Here is a 19,716-nt window from a genome sequence, read left to right on the forward strand (position 1 = left end):
CGGTCATGGTTACCGAAATCGGGTTCGTGAGCCTGCTGGTCGCCGGTCTCGGCGCGCTGGCGGGCGGCTTGGGCTATCTGGCTGTGCGCGTTTCGAGGGGGCGTTGGTGAGCGATCAGGAAAACCCGCTGGGCCCGCCGCCCTGGCTGAACGCCCCGCCGGTCGACCCCTATCCGTACGAAGAGACGCACGACCTGCGTCAGGGCGCCGACCTCAACCCGGCGCTGCTCGGCCTGCTGCCGTTCGTCGGGCTGTGGCGCGGCCGCGGGCAGGGCGGCTTCCCGGCCGAGAAGGACTACGACTTCGCCCAAGAGGTGCGGATCAGCCACGACGGCCGGCCGTTCCTGCGCTACGAGTCGCGCTCGTGGCTGCTCGACGACGAGTCGAAGCCGGCCGGCGAGTGGATCGTCGAGTCGGGCTTCTGGCGCCCGGTGCCCGATGCCGAGGGCCGCGCGACCGACGACATGGAAGCCGTCATCGTCACTCCCGAGGGCACGGTCGAGATCTACGTCGGCAACACCGTCGGCACCACCCGGCTCGAGATCGACACCGACGCGGTGGCCTACACCCCGACCGGCCAGCACCTGACCGGCGCGCGGCGGCTCTTCGGCATCGTCGAGGGCGCCCTGCTCTACGCCCACGAGGTCTCGATCGACAAGAGCGATCTGCAGCCGCACATGTCGGCGCGGCTGCTCAGGGTCGGCGGATAGGTAGCCCGACGGCGTAATCTCGTAGCGTGTCCGCCACTTCGCTTGCCGCCATGCTCCGGGAACGAGGGCTGCGTCTGACCCCGCAGCGTCAGCTCATTCTCGAGGCGGTGCACGAGCTCGGCCACGCCACACCCGAGCAGGTGCACAACCATGTGCGCGAGCGCGCCGCCGGCGTCAACATCACCACCGTTTACCGCACCCTTGAGCTGCTGGAAGAGCTCGGGCTGGTCACCCACACCCACCTGTCGCACGGCTCGCCCACCTACCACGCGGCGGGTGAGGATCAGCACGTTCACCTCGTGTGCCGTGGCTGCGGGTCGATCAGTGAGGTAGACCCGAGTGTGATGCAGCCGGTGACCGACCGGTTGTTGAACGAACGGGACTTCCGCGTCGACGTGGGCCACGTGTCCCTGTTCGGGGTGTGCGGCGACTGCAAGGAGCTGTGACATGACCGTGGTGATGGTCGAGGATCTCGATCCCTCCGCCGCCGACGCCGGGGTGCCGGCCCACTACGGCGATCCGATGCGCGAGCAGCGCACGCTGGCCACCGCCGTGGGTCTGGTCGACCGCTCGAACCGCGATGTCATCGCCGTGCCGGGCGAGGAACGCGCGAGCTGGCTGCACACCCTGACCACTCAGCATCTGTCCGATCTGTCGCGCGGGCAGGGCACCGAGCTCCTGGTCCTCTCGCCGCACGGGCACGTCGAGCAGCACGCCCTGGTCACCGAGGACGGCGAGACCACGTGGCTCGACACCGAGCCGGGCGCCGGCGCCGGGCTGCTCAAATACCTCGAGATGATGCGGTTCTTCACCAAGGTCGAGCCGCGCGATGCCACGTCCGAGCTGGCCGTGCTCTCGCTGGTGGGCCCGGGCGCGGCCGACGTGATCCCGGGGCTGGCCGAGCCGCGGGTGCAGCCCGTGCCGGGCGCGAAGTTCGCGGCCGGTGATGTCCGGCCCGAGGCGACGAGTCTCTACGACGTACGGGAAACCGAATTCGGCCTGGCTCGGCGCGTGCCCTTCGGCATTGATCTGCTGGTCCCGCGTACGGAAAAGACCGCAGTCATCGAAAAGCTCGGCGTTCCCCTGGCCGGCCTGTGGGCCTACGAGGCGATCCGCGTCGAGCAGCGCGTCCCGCGGCTGGGGTGGGAGACCGACCACCGCACGATCCCGGCCGAGGCCGAGTTCATCGCGGCCGCCGTCCACCTCGACAAGGGCTGCTACCGCGGGCAAGAGACGGTGGCTCGCGTGCACCACCTCGGCCGCCCGCCCCGCCGGCTGGCCCTGCTGCACTTCGACGGCATCGCCACCGACCAGCCGCCGGCCAAGGGCACGCCGGTGATGCGCGAGGGGCGCGAGGTCGGCTTCGTCGGCACCGCCGTGCGCCACCACGAGCTGGGCCTCATCGCCCTCGCCGTGCTCAAGCGCAACGCCACCGACGAGCTCACGGTCGGCGAGTCCGTGGTGGCGGTCGATCCGGCCTGAGGCCAGGTTAAGGTCTGTCCCATGACCGGGACCGTGATCACCGTTGCTCCGACCGGCGCCGAAAGCAGCAAGGCCGACGTGCCCGCGCTGCCCGTCACGCTCGACGAACTCGTGGCCACCGCCAAAGAGTGCGAAGCGCTGGGCGCCGCCATCATCCACGTCCACATCCGGGACGACGACGCCGCACCGACGCTCGACCAGGGCCGCCTGCGGGCGACAGTGGCCGCGCTGCGAGAGTCGACCGGCCTGATCGTGCAGCTGTCGTCGGGCGGCGCGGTCACCGACCCGGAATCGGACCGGCTGGCCGTGCTCGACGCCGGCCCCGAGATGGCCTCGTGCACGATGGGCACGGTCAACTTCGGCGACGGCGTGTTCCTCAACCGCTGGGAGTTCATCGTCGACCTGCACACCCGCATGCAGGAGCGGGGCATCGTGCCGGAGTACGAGATCTTCGACCTGGGCCAGCTCACCACGCTGCAGCGGCTGCTGAGCAAGTACGACCTGCCGTCCGGCGGCCACGTGCACGTCGACCTGGTGATGGGTGTGCCGGGCGGGATGCCGGCCACCACGGCCGCGCTGGTCGCGTGTGAGCAGGCGATCCGCGACCTGCCGGCGGGCACCACGTTCTCGGCCACCGGCATCGGGCGCGGCACCATCCCGGTCATGCTGGCCTCGCTGAGCGCGGGTGGGCACCTGCGCGTCGGCATGGAAGACACGATCACGTACGCCAAGGGCCGGCCGGTCGAGTCGAACATGCAGCTCGTGGCCCGCGCCGTCGGCTTCGCCCAGCTGGCCCAGCGCCCGCCGCTGACCGCCCGTGAAACCCGCGAGCTTCTGGGGATCCCCGCCCGATGATCATCGCTGAAGTAGTGCGCTCCGGGTTCGTCGAGAGCGTCCACCACGGTTCGGTCTTCTCGAGTGCCGGCAGCCGGGGCGACGTGACCACCCCGATCTTCCCGCGCTCGTCCAACAAGCCGCTGCAGACGGTCGGCATGCTGCGCGCCGGCCTGGTCCCGCGCGACGACGCCGACCTGGCCCTGATCAGCGGCAGCCACTTCGGCGAGGCTTTCCACGTACGCCGGGTCCGCGAGATCCTCGAGTCGGCCGGCCTGACCGAGGACGCCCTGCGCTGCCCCACGTCGCTCCCGCTCAACGAGGAGTCCCGCGACGCCTGGCTCCGGTCCGGCGGCGGCCCCGAGCGGGTGCTGATGAACTGCTCGGGCAAGCACGCCGGCATGCTCGCGACCTGCGTGGCCAACGGCTGGCCGCTCGAGACGTACCGCGACGCCAAGCACCCGCTGCAGGTGGCGATCACCGAGGCGGTGGCCGAACTGGCCGGCGAGCCGATCACCGCCACCGGCGTGGACGGCTGCGGCGCGCCCGTGCTGGCCCTCTCGCTGACCGGGCTCGCCCGCGCGTTCGAGCGGCTGGTCGAGGCCGAGCCGGGCACCCCCGAGCGGCGGGTGGCCGACGAGATGCGCGCCCACCCCGAGCTGGTGGCGGGCACCGGGGCCGACGACACGGTGCTGATGGCGACCGTGCCGGGCCTGCTGGCCAAGGGCGGCGCCGAGGGCGTGGTGGCGGTGGCCGTGCCCGGCCGCGGCGCCGTCACCATCAAGATCGACGACGGCGGCATGCGCGCCCGAACCCCCGTCCTGCTCAAGGAACTGCAGCGCCTCGGCGTCGACGCACCCCAGATCGGCGAGCTGGTACTGGGCGGCGGAGAACCAGTAGGGGAAATCCGCGCGGTCTCGTGAGCGAGCACCCGCACATCGACCTCCCAGGGGCGAAGTGCCCGCCGAGCGGAGCGAGGCCATAATCACAGCTAGCTAGAGTTAGCACTTTGCTTGCAATAGCTAGCACTCCGAGCTACGTTCGGATGCATGGCCACACCCAAGGATCTGCCCGAGGACATCGGCGGTTTCATCCGTGACCTCCGGCAGACCGCCAAGATCTCGCTGCGCCAGCTCGCCGACAAGGCGGGCGTGAGCAACCCGTACCTCAGCCAGATCGAGCGTGGCCTGCGCAAGCCCAGCGCCGAGGTGCTGCAGCAGATCGCCAGCGCGCTGCGGGTGTCGACGCCCGCGATGTACCTGCGGGCGGGGCTGCTCGACAGCGAGGGCCAGCAAGGCGTGCTGGCCGCGATCGCGGCCGATCCCGAGCTGACGATCGCGCAGAAGCAGTCGCTGTCGCAGATCTACGAGACGTTCCGCAACGAGAACGCGCGCAGCAAGCCCGAGGCCGCTCCGGCCGAACCCGAGTCCACTCCCGTCACAGAGGAGCAGAAATGACCGAGCAGACCAAGACCCGCTTCCCCGCCCCGCTCTACGCCGCCGCCGGCGCCGGTGACATGGCCGTCGAGCAGCTGCGCAAGCTGCCCGCCGTGCTCACCGAGCTCAGCGAGCGCGCCGAGGCCGCCCTGCGCGTCTACAACGAGCAGGCCGGCACCAAGGCCGCCGAGCTGCGGGACAAGGCCTCCACCACCGACTTCGTCGCGCTGCGGGGCAACGCCGCCAGCGTCGCCACCTCGTTCGCTCAGATCGCTCAGGACCGTGCCCTCGCGGCGTACACGGCCCTGATCGCCCGCGGCGAGCGCGTGGTCGGCACCGGCGTCGTCGAGGCGGCCGACGTCGTGAATGCCGACATCGAGACCACCGAGGAGCCGGCGGCCATCGAGGCCCCCGCGGCCGAGAAGAAGCCCGCCGCCACGCCCAAGCCGCGCAAGCGCGCCGCGGCCAAGTGACGACCCGGTAAAAGATGATCAGCGGGGCCCGGCATGCGCTGGGCCCCGCGGCATAGACTTTCCGTCATGGCCTCTTCCGCGCCGATCTTCTACGACATCGCCGTCGGCTATATCAACCTGCTCATTCTCATTTTCTCGCTGGTCGTCCAGGCGGTCGCGCTCATACACTGCCTCACCCAGCGGGGCGACGGTTTCCAGGCCATCGGCACTTTGCCCAAGGGCGCTTGGGCGGCGATCCTCGCCATCTGCATCGTGCTGACGCTTCTGGTCAGCAGCGCGGTCGGCATCTTCAGCCTGATCGGCATCGCCGCGGCGCTGATCTATCTGCTTGACGTGCGTCCGGGCCTGAAGGATCTGTCGGACGGCAAAGGCTTCTGGTGAGGCGGTTCGGTCCGCCGCCACCCGACGGCGGGCCGCGTCTGCATCGTCGTGAGCCGACGGGGCCGCGTTCGGGCCGCCCCACTCTTCCCGAGCCCCCGACCGAAATGGTGTCGACCCCTTCCGGCGTACGGCTGGAGGGTCTGACAACCGGCGTCGGTGATCCCGTCACTGTGTTCGCCCATGGGCTGGCCGGTGACATCGCCGGCACCAGGCCGCTGGGCAGCGCGGTGACCGGGCGCCGGGTCTTCTTCCACTTCCGCGGGCACGGCCGTTCCGACGCGCCGCCCGGCCCCTGGAGCTTCGCCGACCTGGCGGCCGACCTGCGCGCCGTCGCTGACCTGAGCGGGGCCACGCGCGCGCTCGGCGTCAGCATGGGCGCCGGGGCGCTCGGCCGGTTGCTCAGCGATACGCCCGAGCGGTTCGAGCGGGTGGTCTTCTATCTGCCCGCCCCGCTGGACGGTCACCGTCCCGCGGCGGCCGAGGCCAGGCTTGACCGGTTGCTGGCCGCGGTGGAGTCGGGCGAGGCGGCGTCGATCGCGGCCGCCGTCGAGCCGGAGTTGCCGCCCTCGGTGCGCAACACGCCGGCCGGGTGGAGCTTCCTGCGGCAGCGGGTCGAACAGCTGCAACGGCACGGCCTGGCGCCCGAGCTGACCACGCTGTGGCACGAGCCCGCGGTGGCCGACGAGTCGGCGTTGCGAGCCTTCCGGGGCCGGGCGCTGGTGCTGGGCTGCGTGGGCGACGAGCTGCACCCGGTCGCCTGGGCCGAGCGGCTGGCGTCGCTGCTGCCGGGGGCCGACCTGCACGTCTACGACCATCCGGCCGTGCTGTGGACCAATCGCCGCGAGCTGCGCGAACGCATCTCCACGTTCCTCAACGACTGAGGGCCCGCCCGGATCCTCCGGACGAGCCCTCGGCGGTGCTGCGGATGCTCAGCTGCTGATGAACGCCGTGGCGATCTTCATCGGACTGACGTTGCCCACCTTGTCGAAGACCCAGTAGTAGACCTCGAGGTGGTAGCCCTTGGACAGGCCGGAGGCCGGCACCGACCAGGTGCCCGACGAGGTCACCGGCGTGATGGCGGCCGCCGCGTCCGGCAGATCGGCCGCCGGGTTGGTGATCTTCACCCACTTCTTGCTGGTGAAGTTGTAGTAGTAGTCCGACGACGCGTTGTACTTGAACGCGATCACCTGGGCGATGTCCGCACCGGACTGCGAGTCGCGGCCGGTGCCCTTGAACGCCTTCCACGAGCTGCCCTTGCCGGCGCTCGGCGGGAATGTGAAGCCCGAGGACGGCGGGGTGTCGTCGATGTTGACGTTGAGCACCTGGGCGTCCTGCGGGGTCGCCTGGCCGTACTCGTTGGACAGCTGCACTCGCGGGATGAACCGGCCGGAACCGAAGTAGTGCGGCACGGTGGTCGAGGTGGCGTCCTGCTTGAGCAGGCTGAGCTCGCCGTCGCCCCAGTCGGTCCACGCCTCGTCGGCCGACAGCGGCAGGTTCGACGGCGTGAAGACGGCCTCGGTCAGGTAGGTGCCGCCCAGGCCGTCGCTGGTGGTGTAGACGGTGTTCTTCTGCCAGCCCAGGGTGCCGGGGCCGTCGACGACCTTGACCGTGGGGGAGGGGACCGTGCCGGTGCCGGTGCCGGGGACGGTGCCGTCGTTCAGCTCGACGACCACATCGTAGGAGCCGGAGCCGTTGTACTGGTGCTTCCACGACGTCTCGCCGGCCACGGCCGTGGTCTCGACGCCGTCGCCCCACCGGATCTTCCGGCTGATCTCGGCGGGCGGGATGTCGTCGTCGTCCAATGCGGTCTGCGTGAGCGTCACCGTCTGGCCGGACCACAGCGAAGTCGTGTTGAGGGTGAAGGTGCCGGTGGGCGCCGCGCCGGCCGCCAGCGCCGGGGTTCCGGCGCCGATCACGCCGGCCGCGAGCACCGCGGCGCACAGGCCCGGTAGGGCCCGGCGGTAAACGAGTTTCATGTGTCCCCCGTTGATGTGTCCCCCCGTCCCGACAGAGGGGAGCCAGCGGACAGTACCGGCCCGTAACCTCATTGATCAAGCCCGTTCTGCCTGTTGAGCCGTAACCTTTTTCGGCTCCCGGCACGTTGTCTACAACGTGCGGCTATCCCCCAAATCAGTCTTTGTCGGACTCGTGGCGTTCGGACTGCCGATCGCCGTGGCGGTCGGCTGGAACCTCGCCGTCCCGGCCCAGCGCCCCGCTGCAGTGGGCGTTCCCGGTGGCGAGGGCATGCTCGGCGCCGCCCCGGCGCCGGCCGGAACCGAGCCGGTGGCCGTCCGCTACTCGGCTCGCCCGTACCGCCCGATGCCCTCCACGTCCACGTCCCTGTCCACGTCGGCGATCCCCATCCCGTCGACCCCCGTCCCGGCCACCACGTCCTCCGCCGTCGTCGTGACTTCCCCAGCGACGCCGTCCACCACGCCGACCGAGGTCACGGAGGTTCCGCTTCCGCCCCTCGACGAGCCACCCGTCCCCACGCCCACCGACCCCGGCCCCGGACCCGGACCGTCGGATCCGAGCGGCCCGCGCGAGGTCGAATCCCCGTCATCGGCCCCCACCGCCGAGTTCTCGTCCTTCGTCCCCGGTGGAGTGGCCTCGGACCATCGCCGCCGCTTTTTCCACAACCACCCCTGACAGGCCGCGTCTGGCCTGTGGACAACTCGGTCGCCACTCAGCCCCCGCCGATAGACTGACCACATCCGCCCCTCCCAGGGTGGGCGGGGGTGGTGGTGGCACACCCCGGGTGATCGTCGCGATCGTGATCACGGCGAAGCTTTCGGGGCTGCTCTACGCTGCTGGGCGTGAATGCTGATCCCGGCCGGCCGTTGGGCGTCGTCAAGCAGTTCTTCCTCGGCGCGGGGCTGCTCGGGCGCGGGCTCGGCATCGTGCTGCGCAGCCCCAAGCTGCTGGGGCTCGGGCTGGTGCCGGCGCTCATCGCGGGCGCGCTCTACGGCACCGCCCTGTTCTTCCTGATCGACTTCCTGCCCGAGCTGTCGGAGCAGGTCACCTGGTTCGCCGACGGCTGGGCCCAGGGCGTCCGGGACGTCGTGCGGGTGTTCGCCGGGCTGGGGCTGCTCGGGCTGTCGGTGCTGCTCGGCATCCTGACCTTCACGGCGGTCACTCTGCTCATCGGTGACCCGTTCTACGAGCGGATCTCGGAGCTGGTCGAGGACAGGTTCGGCGGCGTGCCGGACGAGGTCGAGGTGGGCTTCTGGCCCTCGCTGCGGCGCAGCCTGGTCGACTCGTTGCGGCTGATCGGACTGTCCATCCTGATCGGTGTGCCGCTGTTCCTGCTCGGCTTTCTGCCGGTGGTCGGCCAGACCGTGGTTCCGGTGCTGGGCGGTGCGCTCGGTGGGTGGCTGCTCGCCGTCGAGCTGACCGGCGTCCCGTTCCAGCGGCGGGGGCAGCGGCTGCGTCAGCGGCGGGCCGTGCTGGGCGCGAACCGGCCGCTCGCGCTCGGCTTCGGCGTCGCCGTCTTCTGCTGCTTCCTGATTCCGCTGGGCGCGATCCTGCTCATGCCGGCCGCCATCGCCGGCGCCACCCTGCTGGCCCGGCTGTCGCTGGGCCACGACGTCGCGGGCCGGCGCCCCGGCTCAGGCCGACTCGCGGACCACCAGCTCGGTCGGTAGCACCACGGCGTCGGGCAGGCCGTGCTCGCCGTTGATCAGGCGCAGCAGCTGGCGGGCCATCGTGCGGCCCATGTCGGCGATCGGCTGGCGGACCGTGGTCAGCGGCGGGTCGCTGTAGCGGCTGATCTCGAAGTCGTCGAAGCCGATCACCGCCACGTCCGACGGCACCCGGCGCCCGGCGTCCTTGAGGGCGATCAGCGCGCCGTGGGCCATCATGTCGGAGGCCACGAAGACGGCGTCCAGCTTCGGGTCGTCGGCCAGCAGCGTACGCATGGCCTGGATGCCCGACTCGCGGGTGAAGTCGCCGAGCGCGACGTGCTGGGCCAGACCCGCCTCGTCCAGGGTGGCCTGGTAGCCGGCCAGGCGGTCGATGCCGGCCACCATGTCCTGCGGGCCGGCGATGGTGGCTATCCGGCGGCGGCCGGCGGCGACCAGATGACGTACGGCGGCACACACCCCGCCGAAGTGGTCGACGTCCACATAGGGCACCTGCGTGCCCCTCAGATTTGGCAAGCTCAGCGGTCGGCCGCTGCAGATGACCGGGATCCCCAGCGAGGCCAGCGTGCCGGGCAGCGGGTCCTCGCCGTGCATGGAGGCGAACATGACGCCGTCCACGTGGCCGGCCACGGCGTACCGCTCGACCCGGCCGTGACTCTTCAGGGAGCCCGCCATCATCAGCACGAGCTGCTTGTCGGCCGCCTCGAGCTCGACGCCGACGCCACGGATGATGGCCGGGAAGAACAGGTCGTCCGAGAAGACCCGGTTGGCCGTCTCGGGCAGGATCAGCGCGATCGACTCGGTGCGCTGGGTGACCAGGCTACGAGCCGCCTGATTGGGCACGTAGCCCAGTTCGTCGACGGCCCGGGTGACCGCCTCGCGGATGGAGGCGGCCACCGAGGTCGAGCCGTTGACGACGCGGGAGACGGTCGCCCGGGACACCCCGGCGCGGCGCGCCACTGCTTCCAGGGTCGGCCGCTCCCGCGTCACCACTGAAACCTCACCCCTCGCTGGAGTCCGACGCCGCGATGCCGTTGCGCCGGATCACCTCCCGGTACCACTTCGCGCTGTCCTTGAGGGTCCGCTGCTGGGTGGTGTAGTCGACGTGCACGACACCGAACCGCTTGCGGTACCCCTCGGCCCACTCGAAATTGTCCATCAGCGACCAGACGAAGTAACCGCGCAGATCGACGCCGGCCGCCAGGGCATCATGGCAGGCCCGCAGGTGGCCGTCGAGGTATTCGACCCGCCGGCTGTCGTGAACCTCGCCGTCGGCCGACGGTCCCTCGGGGTACGCCGCGCCGTTCTCGGTGATCAGCAGGGGCACGCCGGGGTAGTCGTCGTTGATGCGCTTGAGCAGGCCGGTGAGCGCGGACGGCTCGATCAGCCAGTTCATGTCGGTGACCGGGCCGTCGGGCGCGCGCCAGGCGATGCCCTCGCTGCCCGGCTGGTCGAGCGCCGACGGGGCGCCGGGCTTGGCCGACACGTACGACGGTTGGTAGAAGTTGATCCCCAGCACGTCGATCGGGGCGTTGATCGTGGCCAGGTCACCGTCCGCGATGTACGACAGGTCGGTGAAGCGGGCCATGTGCTCGAGCATGTCGGCCGGGTACTGACCCTTGAACAGCGGGTCGAGGAACATCCGGTTGGAGAGCCCGTCGATGATCCGCACGGCCTCCTGGTCGGCCGGGCTGGTCGGGTCGACCGGCAGCGCGACGTTCGGGTTGAGCGTGATGCTGATGCTCTGGGCGCCGGCCGAACGCAGCGCGCGAGCGGCCAGGCCGTGACCGAGCAGCAGGTGGTGCACCGCCGCGAAGACGGCCGCCGGGTCCTGCTTTCCGGGTGCGTGTACGCCGCTGCCGTACCCGAGGTAGGCCGAGCACCAGGGCTCGTTCAGCGTCGTCCAGGTCTTGACCCGGTCGCCGAGCCGGGCGTGCACGATCTGGGCGTACTCGCCGAAAGCCTCCGCCGTCAGACGGTTGGCCCAGCCACCGAGGTCTTCCAGGGTCTGCGGCAGGTCCCAGTGATAGAGCGTGACGACCGGGTCGATGCCCTTGCCCAGCAGTTCGTCGGTGAGCCGGTCGTAGAAGTCCAGGCCCTTGAGGTTGACCGGGCCGGTGCCGTCGGGCTGGATCCGCGGCCAGGCGACCGAGAACCGGTAGGACGCCAGGCCGAGGTCCGCCATCAGAGCCACGTCGTCGACGTAGCGGTGGTAGTGGTCGCAGGCCACGTCGCCGGTGTGCCCGTTGAAGACGCGTCCCGGCGTACGGCTGAAGGTGTCCCAGATCGACGGGCCTCGACCGTCCTCCCGCGCCGCGCCTTCGATCTGGTACGACGCCGTGGCGGCGCCCCAGATGAAGTCGTCGGGGAAGGTGATCGCGGCGAGGGCCGGCTGCGCCGACGTGGACGTGACGGTTGCCGTCATTCGTGCCCCGCTTCCTAGTTAGATCGCGAAACCTCAACTTAACCGGTTAATCATAGGGGCGGAACCGCTCCCGGCTAGACCGGTAAGTTGAATGTAAGCGCGCTAGCCCGTGCGGAGGGCCGAGATGAGGCGGGAGTCCCCGGTCACTACCAGGCGTTCGGTGTCGATCCGCCCCATCAGCATCAGCAGCAGATCGCTGGCCGTGCCGGTCGCCTGACCGCGGGCGTGATGGTCGTCGGAGTCGAGGATCGTGCCCGTGTCGAGCAGGGCCACCCCGGGGCCGCGCAGCCGCACGAACCACTCGTAGGCCGCGTCCGTCGCCACCAGGTGGACGACGCCGTGCAGGTCGGTCGGGCCCTTGCGGCGGCCGGCCGGCAGCCACGTGTCCAGCACCTCGTTGACCCCGTCGGCGGCCAGCTTGGCCTCGATCGGCGTGGCCCGCTCGGCCGCCGATTCGGCGTCCCAGCGGTGCACCGAGACCTCGTGGGCCATGCGGCGCTGCCAGAACGACGCCTTCTTGGCCTGCGGCGCCCAGTTCCACGCGGGGAAGTCGGCGTCCAGGGCCTCGAGCGTCTCGATCGTGCCGGTGAGCTCGCGGCGCAGGCCGTCGAGCGCGGCCTCCCACTCGGGGCGGGGCGGCACCTCGGCCGTCTCGGGCCGGTCGGTGACGCCGCGGGCGGCCACCTCGCGCACCCAGTGCAGTTCGGAGGTGAGGTGCTCGACCAGGTCGGCCACCGTCCACCCGGGGCACGAGGGCACGGGCGCGGCCGGGCCGGCCTGGGCGACGGCGTCCTGCAGCGCGGGGCTGTCGGCCCGCAACGCGGCCAGCCAGAAGTCCTTTGTCGCGTGCAGCCTGTTCATCGCCTTGCTCTCCGCTCCACCGGACCGCCGATGAGAATGCCCCGAACCGTTGAGCCTAGGGTGGTTGCCGTGCCTGACGCTACCGCCGCCCCGCAAACCGACCTCTCGGCGTACACGACGCTACGCCTAGGCGGCCCGGCCGGCATCTTGACGGTCGCCACCGAAACGGATCAAGTGGTTGATACGGTGCGTAACTCCGCCGGCAAGGTGCTGATCCTGGCCGGCGGCAGCAACGTGGTGATCGGCGACAAGGGCTTCGACGGCACCGTCCTGCTGCTGCGCACCCGGGGCGTACGGGTGGTGGAAGAGCACGAGAGCAGCGTCGTGGTCCGGGTCGCGGCCGGCGAGCCGTGGGACGACTTCGTGGCGTACGCGGTGGAACGGGGTTTCTCCGGCGTCGAGTGCCTGAGCGGGATCCCCGGCTCGGCCGGCGCCACCCCGATCCAGAACGTCGGCGCGTACGGGCAAGAGGTCGCGCACACCATCGTGGCCGTCCACGCGTACGACCGGGAAACCGGCGCCATCCGGGTGATGCCCGCGGCCGAGTGCGGCTTCGCGTACCGGGCCAGCGTGTTCAAGCACAACGACCGCTACGTGGTGCTCGAGGTCGACTTCCGGCTGGCCCGCTCGTCCGAGTCGGCGCCGATCCGCTACGCCGAGCTGGCCCGCAACCTGGGCGTCGAGGTGGGCGACCGGGTTCCGCTGCAGCTGGCCCGCGACACCGTGCGCAAGCTGCGGGAGCAGAAGGGCATGGTGCTCGACCCGGACGACCGCGACACCTGGTCGGTCGGCTCCTTCTTCACCAACCCGGTGGTGAGCGCGGCCGAGTGGGCGGCGCTCGGGCTCGACGCCCCGCACTGGCCGGGCGACGACGGCACGGTGAAGATCCCGGCGGCGTGGCTGATCGAGCACGCCGGCTTCGCCAAGGGCTTCGCCGGCGACGGGGTGGCCATCTCGAGCAAGCACACGCTGGCGCTGATCAACCGCGGCCCGGGCACCACAGAGGCTTTGCTCGGCCTGGCCCGGACGGTTCGTGACGGCGTACGGGCGAAATTCGGGGTTGAACTGCACCCCGAACCCGTGCTGATCAACTGTGCGCTGTAGGCCTCAGTCCCAGCCGAAGACCTGCGTGTAGTACGGAACGCCGTTGGTCGCGTAGACCACGCCGGTGCCGATCGAGTGGGCGCCGCAGTTCAGCATGTTGGCGCGGTGCCGCGGGCTGGCCATCCAGGCCCGGATGACCTCGCTCGCGGTGCGATAGCCCCACGCGATGTTCTCGCCGGCGGGCTGCTCGTAGCCGGCCAGATGTGACCTTCGTACGAAGGTGGTGCCGTCGCTCCAGACGTGGCTGAACCGGCCGGTGCGCGCCATGTAGAAGCTCTGCCGCACCGAGGCGACGGTCAGCTCCCTGTCCACCGCGAGCAGGCGCCGGCACCCGTTGGCCCAGCGCTGCTGGTTGGTCATGGTGACCACCTGGGACATCAGCACGCGGGGCGAGACAACGCCGGGCGCCTCCGCGTGGGCCGCCACGGGTACGGCCAGCGACGCGGCCGTGGTGACGGTGAGCAGGACGAGACGTCGCACCACCAGGTGGAGCACGGTTGCCTCCTCTTTCCGGGGCCGAGTCGCCCACCAGGGCTGAGTTGCCCCATAGAGACATGGCATCCGTTTTCTGGCCGTACGTCCCATCTTTGCCGGAAACCGGAATCCCGGGCCGAAAAATTTGTCAGGCTGAAGGGATTCGCGTGATCGCGCAGCCGGCAAGGTTTAGCTCGCTAAACTTTCACTGTCCGTAAATAGACCGTGACATCACGCTATCGTGAGCTTTGCGCGGTTGATTCCGCCGCCGACGGTCGCGCCGACGGCGCCGAGCACACGACAACGACCCTCTCACCGGGCGCCTAGGCGCGCGGCGGGCGGTCGTGTCCGGACACGAGCACCAGCGAGGGGTGGGGCAGGGTGAGCACAGGATGAGTCGCCTACTCGTCGTCGAGGACGATCCGGACATCGCACTGGCTCTGCGGATGCTGTTCAGCCGGGCGGGCTACGAGGTGGCGCACGCCGGGGACGGCCGTACCGGTCTCAAGGAGGCGTACGCCGAGCACCCCGATCTGGTGGTGCTGGACGTCGGCCTGCCCGAGATGGACGGCTGGCAGGTGCTCGAGCGTCTGCGCGACGTCTCCGACGTGCCGGTGCTGGTGCTGACCGCGCACGGCCAGGAGGCCGAGAAGGTGCGCGGCCTGCGCGGCGGCGCCGACGACTACCTGACCAAGCCGTTCGCCAACAACGAACTGCTGGCCCGGGTCGAAGCCCTGCTGCGGCGCTCGTCGAGCGGGCAGAACAGCTGGGCCAGCCAGGTCTACGACGACGGTCTGGTGCACCTCGACCCGACCAAGCGGCGGGTCTATGTCAAGGGCGACGAGAAGCGCCTCACGCCCACCGAGTTCCGGCTGCTCAACGCCCTCGTGCGGCACGCCGGGGCGGTGCTCAGCCCCAACCAGCTGCTGACCCAGGCCTGGGACGACCCCACCGGCATCGGGCAGGAGCGGGTGAAGTTCGCCGTGCTGCGGCTGCGCCGCAAGCTCGGCTGGTCCGATCCCGACGAGTCGCCCATCGAATCCGTACGCGGGTTCGGCTACCGCTACCGCCGGCCCGGCGGAGAGGCCTGATTTCCCTTCGGGAGTGGAACAGGTGCGCTCAGGTGACCCGGACCCGGGTCGATGAGGGCCTTGGACCGCCGAGCAGGAGGTAACGAGCGTGGAAGACCTTGGTGAGATCGTTGGCGAATTCCTCATGGAAAGCCACGAGAACCTGGACCAGATCGACCGTGATCTGGTGGAGCTCGAGCAGGACCCGAACTCCCGCGATCTGATCTCGCGCATCTTCCGGGCGATCCACACGATCAAGGGCACCAGCGGCTTCCTGGCCTTCGGGCGCCTCGAGAAGCTGGCCCACGCCGGCGAGTCGCTGCTGTCCAAGTTGCGCGACGGTGTGCTGCCGGTGACGCCGACGACGATCACCACCCTGCTCGCCACCATCGACGGCGTGCGCTCGATCCTGGCCTCCATCGAGGAGACACAGGCCGAGGGCGACGTCGACATCGAGAGCATCATCGAGCAGGTCAACGCCCAGATGAACGCGGGCGAGGCGCCGCCGGCCGCCGCGCCGGCTCCGGCGGCGGAAACCGCTGAGGCGCCGCAGCCGCTGGAGGAGACGCCCGTACGCCCGGCGCCGGAACCGGTCGAGAACCAGCGCAAGCCGATCGGCGAGATCCTGGTCGAGACCGGCGCGGCTCAGGCCCAGGACGTCGGCTCGGCTCTGGCCCAGCAGATCGAGGGCGACGAGCGCAAGCTGGGCACGATCCTGCTCGACGAGGGCAAGGCCCAGCCGGCCGCGGTCAGCGAGGCCCTGCAGGCCCAGACGCCCAAGCGCAGCATCGCCGACAGCGCCATCCGGGTCGACGTCGACCTGCTCGACACGTTGATGAACATGGTCGGCGAGCTCGTGCTGGCCCGCAACCAGCTGGTCCGGGGCGTCATGGAGACCGGCGACGCCACGCTCGTGCGCAGCGCCCAGCGGCTCGGCATGATCACCAGTGAGCTGCAAGAGGGCATCATGAAGACCCGCATGCAGCCCATCGAGCACATCTGGTCGAAGCTGCCGCGAGTCGTCCGGGACCTCAGCCAGTCGCTCGGCAAGCAGGTCCAGCTGGTCATGCAGGGCAAGGAGACCGAGCTCGACCGCAGCCTGCTCGAGGCGGTCAAGGACCCGCTGACCCACCTGGTGCGCAACGCGGTCGACCACGGCATCGAGAACCCGGACCAGCGGATCGCCACCGGCAAGGGCCCCGAGGGCACGCTCACGCTGCGCGCCTATCACGAGGGCGGGCACGTGGCGGTCGAGGTGGCCGACGACGGCGCCGGGCTCAACGTGGAGCGGATCGCGCAGAAGGCGGTCGAGAACGGACTGCTGCGGCCGGATCAGATCCCCAACATGGACCGCCGCGACATCATGGCGATGGTCTTCCAGCCCGGCTTCTCCACGGCGGCCAAGGTCACCAACGTCTCCGGCCGCGGCGTCGGCATGGACGTCGTCAAGACCAACATCGAGAACATCGGCGGTGCGGTCAGCGTCGACTCCACGCCCGGCGAGGGTACGGTCTGGCGCCTCACCATCCCGCTGACCCTGGCCATCATTCAGGCCCTGACCGTCGACTGCGGCGACCAGCGCTACGTCGTGCCTCAGGTCGCGGTCCTCGAGCTGGTCTTCATCGACGGGCAGTCCACCAAGATCGAGTACGCCTCAGGCGCCCCCGTCTACCGCCTGCGCGGCAAGCTGCTCCCGCTGGTGCGGCTCGACCGGGCGCTGGGCCTGGACGTCGGGGCCGACGAGGGCGTCTACATCATGGTGCTGCAGGCCGACGGCCGCCGGTTCGGCCTGGTCGTCGACCGGGTGCTCAACACCGAAGAGGTCGTCGTCAAGGCGCTCAACAGCCGGTTCAAGGACATCGGCCTGTACGCCGGCGCGACCATCCTCGGCGACGGCAAGGTGGGCCTGATCCTCGATGTCTCGTCGCTGGCCCGGCGCAGCCACCTGACCGCGGACGCCGAGCGGCAGAACCTGGAGGCCTCGGCCCGGGCCGGCAAGGGCGCCGGATCGGGCGAGCGGCTGCTGGTCACGGCGGTCGGCGAGCGCCGGGTGGCGATCCCGCTCGACACCGTCACCCGGCTCGAGGAGTTCCCGCGCAACCGCATCGAGCACGCCGGCTCGCGGGAGGTCGTGCAGTACCGCGGCCAGATCCTGCCCCTGGTGCGGCTGTCGCACCTGCTCGGGGCGTACGGCGAGGAACCCGAGGGCGACACCGTGTCGGTCGTCGTCTACAGCGAGGGCGCCCGCAGCGTGGCCCTGGTCGTCGACCGGATCGTGGACATCGCCGAGAACTCGACGACGGCCCGCCGCGACGCCGAGGAGGACGGCCTGGTCGGCACCGCGGTCATCCAGCAGCGGGTGACCGAACTGCTGGACGTGCGCCGGGCCATCCTCGCGGCCGACCCCAACTTCTACACCGACCTGGAAAACGACGAGTTGCTGGTGGAGGCCTGAGATGGCGAGCCGACAATTCGCCACGTTCGAGGTGGCGAACCAGCTCTTCGGGGTCGAGGTGCACACGGTGCAGGAGGTGCTCTCGTACAGCGAGTACACCCCGGTGCCCCTCGCGCCGCCGGCCATCGGCGGGCTCTTCAACCTGCGGGGCCAGGTGATCGCGGCGGTCGACCTGCGGGTGCAGCTCGGCATGGCCCGCAAGGCGCTCGAGGGCCAGGTGATGAACGTGATCCTGCGCGGTGACGGCGAACCGGTGAGCCTGGTCGTGGACCGGATCGGCGAGGTGGTCGACCTCGACGACGACACGTTCGAGCCGCCGCCGGACACGCTCAGCGGGCCGACCCGGGAACTCGTGGTCGGAACGTTCAAGCTGGACGGCCGCCTGATGCTGGCCCTCGACGTCAACCAGGCCGTCGACACGCAACGCGTCACCACCTGATGTACAGCCTCGTCAGCGCCCCGGTGCTCGGCTTCGACCTGACCCGCCTCACCGGCGGGTCGGCCACGGCCGAGGTGATGCTGCGCGGCCTCCGGCTGCAGGCGGCCGACCTGCCGGTGCTCGCCGACCGGCTGCCGGACGAGGGCGTCCGGGGCCCGCTCTGGGTCGAGGTGGAGAGCGCCGCCCGCCGGATGCCGTCGCTCAAGGGACTCAACAAGGACGACGCCGCGGGCAGCCTGGCTCTGGTCGAGCGGGCGCCCATCGGCACCGTCGACTCGCTGCTGACCTGCCTGCGGTACGACGTGATGGCCTGGACCTGGACCGGCACCGGGCGTGACGCGCAGCAGAGCGAGGTGGCGGCGTCGGCGACGGCGCTGCTGTGCGACGCCGCCGTGGCCAGCTATCTGCGCGAAGTGCTCGACGCCGACACCCGCCGCGGGCTGGGCGCCGGCTGGGTCGCCGCCATGCGCAAGCTGCCGACGGGCGCCCCGATCGACCTCGGCCCGCACCACTACACGGTCTCCGCCCTGCTCGACCGGCTGCGGTCGCTGCGCTCGAACGATCTGAGCCGGCTCATCGCCTCGGCCGAGGACTCGCGGCGCAATGCGGGCGGCTGGTCGCCGGCCGTGCATTCGGCGTCCTGGGCGGCCTATCTGTCCGATCGGGTCCGTACGGCGGCCGCAGCGCAGATGCTGTTGGTGCAGGCCGTCGACACGGCCGGTATCCCGCTGGCCGACCGGGCCGGCGGTGTCTGGAACATGCTCAGCGGCGCGGTGCAGGCGCTGGTCGTACGCGACCTGCTCGACACCTCGACCGCTCATCGGCTGCTCGCCCCGGTGGTCGCGGCCCTCGGCCCCGCGTGGCTCGGGTAAGGGAGGTGACCGGATGATTTCGGTCCTCGTCGTCGACGACTCGGTGGTCGTCCGTCGCTTGATCGTCGACGCCCTCGGTGGCGCCGAGAACATCGAGGTCGTCGGCACGGCGTCCAACGGGCAGCTGGCCCAGGCCAAGATCGACCAGCTCAAGCCCGACGTGATCACGATGGACATCGAGATGCCGCAGATGGACGGCATCACGGCGGTCCGGGAGCTGCGCAAGCGGCACAAGCAGACCCCCGTGATCATGTTCAGCACGCTGTCCGCCTCGGGCGCGACGGCCACGCTGGAGGCCCTTTCGGCGGGCGCGACCGACTACGTGACCAAGCCGAGCAACGTCGGTTCGGTCGAGGAGTCGATCAAGGCGGTCCGTGAGGAGCTGGTACCCAAGATCTACGCCCTGGCCGGCAAGCGCCGCCCCGGGGCGGCTCCGGCCGCGCCCAGCGCTCCGGCCCGCCCGGCCACGCGGCCCGGCACCGCCCCGCCGCGCGCCGGCGTGCCGCCGACCGGGCCCGGCCGTCCGCCGGCCGGTCCGCCGGGTGCCCCGGCCCGCCCGGCCGCTCCACGCCGTACCGCACCCGGCGGCCGCATCGAGATCCTGGCCATCGGCTCCTCCACCGGCGGCCCGGACGCGCTGACCAAGGTGCTGACCGGGATCCCGGCCGACATTCCGGTGCCCATCGTCATCACCCAGCACATGCCGCCCGTCTTCACCAAGATGTTCGCCGAGCGGCTGGACCGCAGCACGCCACTGCGGGTGGTCGAGGCCGGCGACGGCATGGAGCTGACGCCCGGCTGGGCCTACGTCGCGCCCGGCGACCAGCACCTCGTGCTGCACCGGCGGGGCACCACCACGCTCACCCAGCTCAGCGGCGCGCCGCCGGAGAACTCGTGCCGCCCGGCCGTGGACGTCATGTTCCGGTCGGTCGCGGCGCTGTACGGGGGTTCGGCGTACGCGGCCGTGCTGACCGGAATGGGCCACGACGGAAGAGGTGGTGCGAAGGTGCTGAGGGACGCGGGCGCCGAGGTGCTGGCCCAGGACGAGGCCACCTCGGTC

Annotated in this window: 22 protein-coding genes and 1 pseudogene; 18 read left to right on the top strand and 5 right to left on the bottom strand. The window is 70.8% G+C overall.

What is annotated here, in order from left to right; all coding sequences use genetic code 11:
* Positions 1 to 5: 5 nt before the first annotated feature.
* From mtfM to OWR29_RS32445, 10 genes and pseudogenes are all read left to right on the top strand, one after another.
* On the top strand, positions 6 to 110 hold the full coding sequence (mtfM, locus tag OWR29_RS32400; RefSeq protein WP_267567174.1) for a small membrane protein MtfM: 105 nt from the start codon (positions 6 to 8) through the stop codon (positions 108 to 110).
* Entirely contained in the window at positions 104 to 709 is a 606-nt protein-coding gene (locus tag OWR29_RS32405; protein ID WP_438872687.1) for a heme-binding beta-barrel domain-containing protein, read from the top strand. The genes mtfM and OWR29_RS32405 overlap by 7 nt, the downstream gene beginning before the upstream one ends.
* 50 nt (positions 710 to 759) lie before the next feature.
* Positions 760 to 1,155 (top strand): Fur family transcriptional regulator, encoded by a 396-nt coding sequence (locus OWR29_RS32410; RefSeq protein WP_267567206.1) that lies wholly within the window; start codon positions 760 to 762, stop codon positions 1,153 to 1,155.
* Position 1,156: 1 nt separating this feature from the next.
* Positions 1,157 to 2,191: a CAF17-like 4Fe-4S cluster assembly/insertion protein YgfZ gene (gene ygfZ / locus OWR29_RS32415; protein ID WP_267567176.1), complete on the top strand. Its 1,035-nt coding sequence runs from the start codon at positions 1,157 to 1,159 to the stop codon at positions 2,189 to 2,191.
* 21 nt (positions 2,192 to 2,212) lie between these two features.
* Positions 2,213 to 3,046 (top strand): beta-keto acid cleavage family enzyme, encoded by an 834-nt coding sequence (locus tag OWR29_RS32420; protein WP_267567177.1) that lies wholly within the window; start codon positions 2,213 to 2,215, stop codon positions 3,044 to 3,046.
* Entirely contained in the window at positions 3,043 to 3,948 is a 906-nt protein-coding gene (locus OWR29_RS32425) for an asparaginase (protein WP_267567178.1), read from the top strand. Before OWR29_RS32420 ends, OWR29_RS32425 begins: the two co-directional genes overlap by 4 nt.
* A gap of 126 nt (positions 3,949 to 4,074) precedes the next feature.
* A pseudogene (locus OWR29_RS32430) lies at positions 4,075 to 4,473 on the top strand (helix-turn-helix domain-containing protein); the annotation flags it as partial.
* Between the two features lie 5 nt (positions 4,474 to 4,478).
* Positions 4,479 to 4,934, top strand: a complete 456-nt coding sequence (locus tag OWR29_RS32435) for a hypothetical protein (protein WP_267567180.1) — start codon at positions 4,479 to 4,481, stop codon at positions 4,932 to 4,934.
* A 66-nt stretch (positions 4,935 to 5,000) separates the two neighbouring features.
* Positions 5,001 to 5,315: a DUF2516 family protein gene (locus OWR29_RS32440; protein WP_253238737.1), complete on the top strand. Its 315-nt coding sequence runs from the start codon at positions 5,001 to 5,003 to the stop codon at positions 5,313 to 5,315.
* Positions 5,312 to 6,196 (top strand): alpha/beta fold hydrolase, encoded by an 885-nt coding sequence (locus OWR29_RS32445; RefSeq protein ID WP_267567181.1) that lies wholly within the window; start codon positions 5,312 to 5,314, stop codon positions 6,194 to 6,196. The genes OWR29_RS32440 and OWR29_RS32445 overlap by 4 nt, the downstream gene beginning before the upstream one ends.
* Positions 6,197 to 6,244: 48 nt before the next feature.
* Here the strand turns inward: OWR29_RS32445 and OWR29_RS32450 are convergent, their stop codons facing one another.
* Positions 6,245 to 7,291, bottom strand: coding sequence for a hypothetical protein (locus OWR29_RS32450; RefSeq protein ID WP_267567182.1), 1,047 nt, complete (start codon positions 7,289 to 7,291; stop codon positions 6,245 to 6,247).
* Positions 7,292 to 7,463: 172 nt separating this feature from the next.
* Between OWR29_RS32450 and OWR29_RS32455 the strand changes: the two genes are divergently transcribed.
* Positions 7,464 to 7,964 (top strand): hypothetical protein, encoded by a 501-nt coding sequence (locus tag OWR29_RS32455; RefSeq protein WP_267567183.1) that lies wholly within the window; start codon positions 7,464 to 7,466, stop codon positions 7,962 to 7,964.
* Between the two features lie 167 nt (positions 7,965 to 8,131).
* The gene (locus OWR29_RS32460) at positions 8,132 to 8,959 is read left to right on the top strand and encodes an EI24 domain-containing protein (protein ID WP_267567184.1); all 828 of its coding nucleotides are present in this window, start codon (positions 8,132 to 8,134) and stop codon (positions 8,957 to 8,959) included.
* Here the strand turns inward: OWR29_RS32460 and OWR29_RS32465 are convergent.
* From OWR29_RS32465 to OWR29_RS32475, 3 genes are all read right to left on the bottom strand, one after another.
* Positions 8,924 to 9,949 (bottom strand): LacI family DNA-binding transcriptional regulator, encoded by a 1,026-nt coding sequence (locus OWR29_RS32465; protein WP_267567185.1) that lies wholly within the window; start codon positions 9,947 to 9,949, stop codon positions 8,924 to 8,926. The two genes, OWR29_RS32460 and OWR29_RS32465, sit on opposite strands and share 36 nt — an antisense overlap.
* Positions 9,950 to 9,956: 7 nt before the next feature.
* Entirely contained in the window at positions 9,957 to 11,381 is a 1,425-nt protein-coding gene (locus OWR29_RS32470; RefSeq protein WP_267567186.1) for a GH1 family beta-glucosidase, read from the bottom strand.
* Positions 11,382 to 11,483: 102 nt separating this feature from the next.
* Positions 11,484 to 12,242, bottom strand: a complete 759-nt coding sequence (locus tag OWR29_RS32475; protein WP_267567187.1) for a maleylpyruvate isomerase family mycothiol-dependent enzyme — start codon at positions 12,240 to 12,242, stop codon at positions 11,484 to 11,486.
* A gap of 36 nt (positions 12,243 to 12,278) precedes the next feature.
* On the opposite strand from OWR29_RS32475, the gene OWR29_RS32480 reads away from it, so the two are divergent.
* Positions 12,279 to 13,346: a UDP-N-acetylmuramate dehydrogenase gene (locus OWR29_RS32480; RefSeq protein ID WP_438872690.1), complete on the top strand. Its 1,068-nt coding sequence runs from the start codon at positions 12,279 to 12,281 to the stop codon at positions 13,344 to 13,346.
* 3 nt (positions 13,347 to 13,349) lie between these two features.
* Here the strand turns inward: OWR29_RS32480 and OWR29_RS32485 are convergent, their stop codons facing one another.
* The gene (locus OWR29_RS32485; RefSeq protein WP_267567189.1) at positions 13,350 to 13,841 is read right to left on the bottom strand and encodes a CAP domain-containing protein; all 492 of its coding nucleotides are present in this window, start codon (positions 13,839 to 13,841) and stop codon (positions 13,350 to 13,352) included.
* 371 nt (positions 13,842 to 14,212) lie between these two features.
* On the opposite strand from OWR29_RS32485, the gene OWR29_RS32490 reads away from it, so the two are divergent.
* The 5 genes from OWR29_RS32490 to cheB all read left to right on the top strand — a co-directional run.
* Entirely contained in the window at positions 14,213 to 14,911 is a 699-nt protein-coding gene (locus tag OWR29_RS32490) for a response regulator transcription factor (RefSeq protein WP_249999465.1), read from the top strand.
* A gap of 88 nt (positions 14,912 to 14,999) precedes the next feature.
* A complete protein-coding gene (locus tag OWR29_RS32495) occupies positions 15,000 to 17,345 on the top strand; it encodes a chemotaxis protein CheA (RefSeq protein ID WP_267567190.1) in 2,346 nt (781 codons plus the stop codon).
* A 1-nt stretch (position 17,346) separates the two neighbouring features.
* Positions 17,347 to 17,784: a chemotaxis protein CheW gene (locus OWR29_RS32500; protein ID WP_267567191.1), complete on the top strand. Its 438-nt coding sequence runs from the start codon at positions 17,347 to 17,349 to the stop codon at positions 17,782 to 17,784.
* Positions 17,784 to 18,656 carry a hypothetical protein gene (locus OWR29_RS32505; RefSeq protein ID WP_267567192.1) on the top strand — a complete coding sequence of 291 codons (873 nt, stop codon included), beginning with the start codon at positions 17,784 to 17,786 and terminating at the stop codon, positions 18,654 to 18,656. Before OWR29_RS32500 ends, OWR29_RS32505 begins: the two co-directional genes overlap by 1 nt.
* Before the next feature lie 13 nt (positions 18,657 to 18,669).
* The coding region (cheB, locus tag OWR29_RS32510) for a chemotaxis-specific protein-glutamate methyltransferase CheB (RefSeq protein ID WP_267567193.1) at positions 18,670 to 19,716 on the top strand (1,047 nt) is incomplete at its 3' end.

It is taken from the genome of Paractinoplanes pyxinae, from assembly GCF_026626335.1.
Lineage (GTDB): Bacteria > Actinomycetota > Actinomycetes > Mycobacteriales > Micromonosporaceae > Actinoplanes > Actinoplanes pyxinae.